This window comes from Phenylobacterium sp. (assembly GCF_024508875.1).
GTDB lineage: Bacteria > Pseudomonadota > Alphaproteobacteria > Caulobacterales > Caulobacteraceae > Phenylobacterium.
This window is the reverse complement of sequence record NZ_JANINU010000162.1, coordinates 1-5,442: the sequence shown is the minus strand read 5'-3', so window position 1 is coordinate 5,442 and position 5,442 is coordinate 1. Positions and strand designations below refer to the sequence as shown.

Sequence of the window (5,442 nt, the reverse complement as noted above, 5' to 3'; positions counted from 1 at the left end):
GTCGCCGCCTCCAGCGCCGCCTTGGCCACGCCCATGGTGTTGTAGTTCGGGATCGCCCGCTCCGAGCCCATGTACGTCAGCGTGACGATCGAGCCGCCGGTCTCGGGCATCAGGGCCGCGGCGCGCCGGGCGCAGTCCACGAAGCTGAACGCCGAGATGTTCATCGCCCGCAGGAAGCCCTCGCGGGTCGTGTTGTCGACGAAGCTGCCCTTCAGCTCGTCCTTGTTGGCGAAGGCGATGGCATGGAGGAAGAAGTCGATCTGGCCGAACGTCTTGGCGACCGCCTCGAACGCCTCGTCCATCGAGGCGTCGTCGGTCACGTCGGCCGGCGCGATCAGCTTGGCGCCGACGCTCTCGGCCAGCGGCGTAACGCGCCGCTCCATGCCGGGCAGGTGCAGGAACGCGAGCTCGGCGCCCTGGGCGGCAAGCTGGCTGGCGATGCCCCAGGCGATGGATTGGTGGTTGGCGACCCCGGTGATGACGCCCCGCTTGCCCTTCATCAGGGTCCCGGTCGGCATCTCGTATTCGTCGGCCACGTGGTGTTCTCCCATCCGTCGTTGGGCGGGTTTTGGACGATCCCTCCTACTGTGTCATCCACTGAAGCGTGCCGACCGCCGCACATCGCCTTGCTACCAAGCTAGTCTCCCAGCTTCCACCGCTCGCGGGACGACGTTCTTCCCGCCCGACCAGCCTTCGGAAGTGCTTTGTCCGTTGCCTTGAGCGCCGCATACTCTTCATCGGCGGCAGCTTTGCGGGCTTCACGACGCTTGTCGTCGAATTTGGCGTATCCCTGAGCGCGGTCGCTTCAGCGTCCCGATGGTCGATATTGCCACCGTGAGTCAGGACTTGGCGTCCCAGGTTGTGAAGCTGCTTGTCGAGCAGCTCCGCGGCCTGACTCATCCTGACGAGCTTGCCGATCTTGGCTTGGTCGTCGAAGATGTCGAGCAGGAGCGTGGTCAGTCGGTTCAGTTCCTCAATCTCACCCGGCGCTAGATAGTTCTTAGCGACCTTAGCGTCGCGCTTTGTGACCTCCCGACCGGCGAAGGTCTGCAAGCCCATATTTGGCTGTTTCGCGTCCGCCCGGCTCTTCTGAATCTCCGAGGGCGTGCGGTTGGTCACCGCATAGAAAAGCTTCGCCTGCATCCTTGTATAGAAGCGGATCGCTTGATCTGAACTGGGCTCGTAATCCTGGCACATCGCACAGATGTTTCGGAGTTCCGCGTACATGTTCGCCTCTGACGAACGAATGTCGCGGATTATCTCGCGAAGTTCGGCAATCCGATCTTGTTCGCCCCGGGCTTTGAGTCTTTCCACGTCAACAACGAATCCTTTCGTTGCAAACTGCACCAAAACCCCAGTGGCCCATCGCCTGAATAAAGTACCTTGCTTGGAGCTGACGCGGTAACCAACTGCGATTATTGCGTCCAGATTGTAGTGAAGAACCTCTCGAGCAACTTGGCGGCCGCCCTCCATGCGAACTATCCGGAATTTCCGGATAGTTGGCTCTTCATCAATCTCGCCTTCGCGATACACGTTGAGAACGTGCTCGTTCACCGTGGTGACGCCGATCCCAAACAGGTCCGCCATTTGAGATTGGCTCATCCAAAGCGTGTCACCTTCGTATCGAAGCTCTACCCGGAGCCCGCGGTCAGTTCCGTAGATGAGAAACCGGTCGCCTGTGTCCGCGTCTTCAACGAGGCGGACGGGTTCATCAGCGGTTAGTTCTGTCGGCATCGGGATTCCGCTCTAGGTCGAGGGAACGATAGTAGAACAAAAGGCGCGGCAATGCGAGTCTCCGCCCCGCAGTCCGCCGCCCGCAACGGGTCGCCGATCAATCCAGCGTGACCGCTTCGACAGACGGTTAGGTTCGGGTGGGCCTCCCCATCACCGCCGCCGGGTCGCCGCCCATCGCCCGGACGCGCGTCTCCCAGCGCTCCAGGGCGTCGTAGTAGTAGTCAAAGATGCACGGGCAGCAGCCGCGCTTGCAGCACTCGTAGTCCTGCGGCTTGTCGGGCGGGCGGGGATAGGCCGGATCGGCCACCCCCTAGACCCGCGCCATCACCAGGCAGCCGTTCGTCCCGCCGAACCCGAAGCTGTTGCTCATCACCGTCTCCAGCGGCCGGTCCTCGCGCTTGCGCACGATGGGCAGGTCGGCGAAGGCCGGGTCCAGGTTTTCGATGTGCGCACTCTCGGCCACGAAGCCGTTGTTCAGCATCAGCAGCGAGTAGATCGCCTCCTGCGCCCCGGCGGCGCCCAGGCTGTGGCCGGTCAGGCTCTTGGTCGAGGAAATCAGCGGGGCCTTGTCGCCGAACACGGCGCGCACAGCCTCCATCTCCTTGGCGTCGCCCACCGGCGTCGAGGTGCCGTGCGGGTTCAGGTAGTCGATGGTCCGGCCGCCGATGGTGGACATGGCCAGCTTCATGCAGCGCGCCGCGCCCTCGCCCGAGGGCGCAACCATGTCGTACCCGTCCGAGTTCGCCGCATAGCCGACGATCTCGCCGTAGATCTTGGCGCCGCGCGCCTTGGCCCGCTCGTATTCCTCCAGGACCACGATCCCGGCGCCCCCGGCGATCACGAAGCCGTCGCGGTCCTTGTCGTAGGCGCGGCTGGCCACGGCCGGCCGGTCATTGAAGTTCGAGCTCATGGCGCCCATCGCGTCGAACATCACGCTGAGGGTCCAGTCCAGCTCCTCGCAGCCGCCCGCGAAGACGACGTCCTGCTTGCCCATGAGGATCTGCTCGTAGCCGACGCCGATGCAGTGGGCCGAGGTGGCGCAGGCCGAGCTGATCGAGAAGTTCAGGCCGCGGATCTTGAACCAGGTGGCTAGCGTGGCCGACGGGCCCGAACTCATCGCCTTGGGCACCGCGAACGGGCCGACCCGCTTGGGCCCACGCTCCCTCGCCGTGGCGGCCGCCTCGACGATCACCTTCGTGGACGGGCCGCCAGCGCCGACCACCAGGCCGGTGCGCTCATGGCTGATCTCGCCCTCGTCCAGCCCGGAGTCGGCGATGGCCTGCTCCATGGCGATGTGGGCATAGGCCGTTCCCTGGGCCAGGAACCGCGCCGCGCGCCGGTCGACCATGGATTCCCAGTCGATCTGCGGGGCGGCGTGAACCTGGCAGCGGAAGCCCAGTTCGGCATACTCCGGCGCGGCCGAAATCCCTGACTTGGCTTCGCGCAGCGACGCGAGCACCTCGTTGGTGTTGTTGCCGATGGATGAGACGATCCCCATCCCGGTGACGACGACGCGGCGCATCGGTCGATCTCCTCCCAGTTCTCCGGCCTTCAGGCCTGTCCTTCGGGCTTGAAGAGGCCGACCCGGAGATCCTTGGCCTCATAGATAGGCTTGCCGTCGGCCAGAAGAACCGCGTCGCCGATGCCCATGACGAGACGTCGCAGGATCACCCGCTTCATCTCGATCTTGTAGGTGACCTTCTTGATGTCGGGCGTCACCTCGCCGGCGAAGCGCACCTCGCCGCAGCCCAGGGCGCGGCCGCGACCCGGCGCGCCGCTCCACCCGAGGAAGAAGCCGACGAGCTGCCACATGGCGTCCAGGCCCAGGCAGCCGGGCATCACGGGGTCGCCGATGAAGTGGCAATCGAAGAACCAGAGGCCCGGATGGATATCGAGTTCGGCCTCGATGTAGCCCTTGCCGTGCGCGCCGCCGGTCGAGTTGATCTCGACGATCCGGTCGAACATCAGCATCGGCGGGGCCGGGAGCTGGGCGTTGCCCGGCCCGAACATTTCGCCGCGGCCGCAAGCCAGGAGCTCTTCGAGCGAGAAACTGGAGGGCCGGGTCGCGACGTCGTTCATCAAAGGGAGCCTTGGTTCTTCAGAGGCGCCGGGCCTACCACAGGCCGACCGACGGTCTCAACGACATTGCAGGGCTTCGGCCGTGCCCCAGAGGGAACCTTCGCGCACCCAGCCGGCGGCGCCATCGGCCTTCACCTTGCACCAGCCCTTCTCGCAGCGCACGAGGCTGGCCATGGCGCGAACGTTGAGGAACGCGGCCGGTTCCGCCCCGGCCTTGGGCCTGTGCAGCAGCGGCGCCGGCCGGTTCAGGGTGTTGATCACGGCGCGCCGGCCGTCCGTCGTGCGCTTGTGGACCCAGGCCAGGCCGCCCTCGGGATCGCAGACCCGCCGCCACTCGGCCGTCTCGGCCACCACCTGCACGGGCAGGCCGCGGGTGCTGTAGACCCAGAGCAGGCGATGATCGTCGCCCGGCCCCGACCGCGCGTTCACCTTGCCGAACTTCAGCGTGACGTAGCGCGGCACCGGGTAGCCCGAGGGCGTCGGCCGATCGGCGGCCCCTGCCGGCGCCGACGCAGCCAACACCAGCCCCGCCAGGATCACCGCCGCCGTCTGCCTCGACCTTGAAAGCAATCCTCACCCCTGAAGCGGCCTCGCCTTGGCCGTGCCGGGCCCCTTTGCTAAGGGTTCCGTAAATCGTTGCGCCCCGAACGGCGCTGGCCACGCACCTTTTTCCCGTAGGCACATGCCCGCCCGCAAGCCGAAAGTCATCGTCACGCGCAAACTGCCGGACTCGGTCGAGACCCGGATGCGCGAACTGTTCGACACCGAGCTCAACCTCACGGACGAGCCCATGGCGCGCAAGACGCTCATCGAGGCGGTGGGCCGCTGCGACGTGCTCGCCTGCACCATCACCGACCGGATCGACGCCGCCCTGATCGAAAAGGCGGGCGACAAGCTGAAGCTGATCGCCAACTTCGGCGCCGGGGTCGATCACATCGACGTGGCGGCCGCCCAGGCGCGCGGGATCGTCGTCACCAACACTCCGGGCGTGCTCACCGAAGACACCGCCGACCTGACCCTCACCCTGATGATGGCCACCATGCGCCGGGTGATCGAGGGGGCGAACGCCGTGCAGGCCGGCGAGTTCACCGGCTGGGCGCCGACCTGGATGCTGGGCCGCCGCATCGCCGGCAAGCGCCTCGGCATCATCGGGATGGGCCGGATCGGATCCGCCGTGGCCCGCCGCGCCCGCGCGTTCGGCCTGCAGATCCACTACCACAACCGCAAGCCGGTCAGTCACGTGGTCTCGGACGAGCTGGAAGCGACCTACTGGGACAGCCTGGACCAGATGCTGGCGCGCGTGGACATCGTCTCGGTCCACACGCCCGCCACCCCGGCCACCTTCCACCTGCTCTCGGCCCGGCGGCTGAAGCTGATGCAGCCGCACGCCTTCCTCATCAACACCGCCCGCGGCAGCATCGTCGACGAGCAGGCCCTCACCGAGCTCCTCGAGAGCGGCGCCCTCGCCGGCGCGGGGCTGGATGTGTTCGAGCAGGAGCCGCGGATCAATCCCAAGCTCCTGAAGCTGCCCAACGCCGTGCTGCTGCCGCACATGGCCTCGGCCACGGTCGAGTCCCGCGTCGACATGGGCGAGAAGGTGATCATCAACATCAAGACCTGGATGGACGG

At 66.3% G+C, this 5,442-nt stretch carries 7 protein-coding genes; 1 reads left to right on the top strand and 6 read right to left on the bottom strand.

Features of this window, described 5'->3' with window-relative positions; translation table 11 throughout:
* From Q0L11_RS13065 to Q0L11_RS13040, 6 genes are all read right to left on the bottom strand, one after another.
* Nucleotides 1-536, bottom strand: a 536-nt coding sequence (locus Q0L11_RS13065; protein WP_296597787.1) for an SDR family oxidoreductase, incomplete at its 3' end; no start/stop codon positions are given.
* Nucleotides 537-582: 46 nt separating this feature from the next.
* The gene (gene rhuM, locus Q0L11_RS13060; RefSeq protein WP_296597786.1) at nucleotides 583-1,587 is read right to left on the bottom strand and encodes a RhuM family protein; all 1,005 of its coding nucleotides are present in this window, start codon (nucleotides 1,585-1,587) and stop codon (nucleotides 583-585) included.
* 274 nt (nucleotides 1,588-1,861) lie between these two features.
* On the bottom strand, nucleotides 1,862-2,041 hold the full coding sequence (locus tag Q0L11_RS13055; protein WP_296597785.1) for an oxidoreductase-like domain-containing protein: 180 nt from the start codon (nucleotides 2,039-2,041) through the stop codon (nucleotides 1,862-1,864).
* A gap of 3 nt (nucleotides 2,042-2,044) precedes the next feature.
* Entirely contained in the window at nucleotides 2,045-3,256 is a 1,212-nt protein-coding gene (gene fabB, locus Q0L11_RS13050; protein WP_296597784.1) for a beta-ketoacyl-ACP synthase I, read from the bottom strand.
* A gap of 29 nt (nucleotides 3,257-3,285) precedes the next feature.
* Entirely contained in the window at nucleotides 3,286-3,813 is a 528-nt protein-coding gene (gene fabA, locus Q0L11_RS13045) for a 3-hydroxyacyl-[acyl-carrier-protein] dehydratase FabA (RefSeq protein ID WP_296597783.1), read from the bottom strand.
* A 57-nt stretch (nucleotides 3,814-3,870) separates the two neighbouring features.
* Complete coding sequence (locus Q0L11_RS13040) at nucleotides 3,871-4,383, bottom strand: SH3 domain-containing protein (RefSeq protein WP_367183416.1); 513 nt, start codon at nucleotides 4,381-4,383, stop codon at nucleotides 3,871-3,873.
* Nucleotides 4,384-4,495: 112 nt separating this feature from the next.
* Between Q0L11_RS13040 and Q0L11_RS13035 the strand changes: the two genes are divergently transcribed.
* On the top strand, nucleotides 4,496-5,442 hold a 947-nt coding region (locus Q0L11_RS13035; RefSeq protein WP_296597782.1), incomplete at its 3' end, for a D-glycerate dehydrogenase.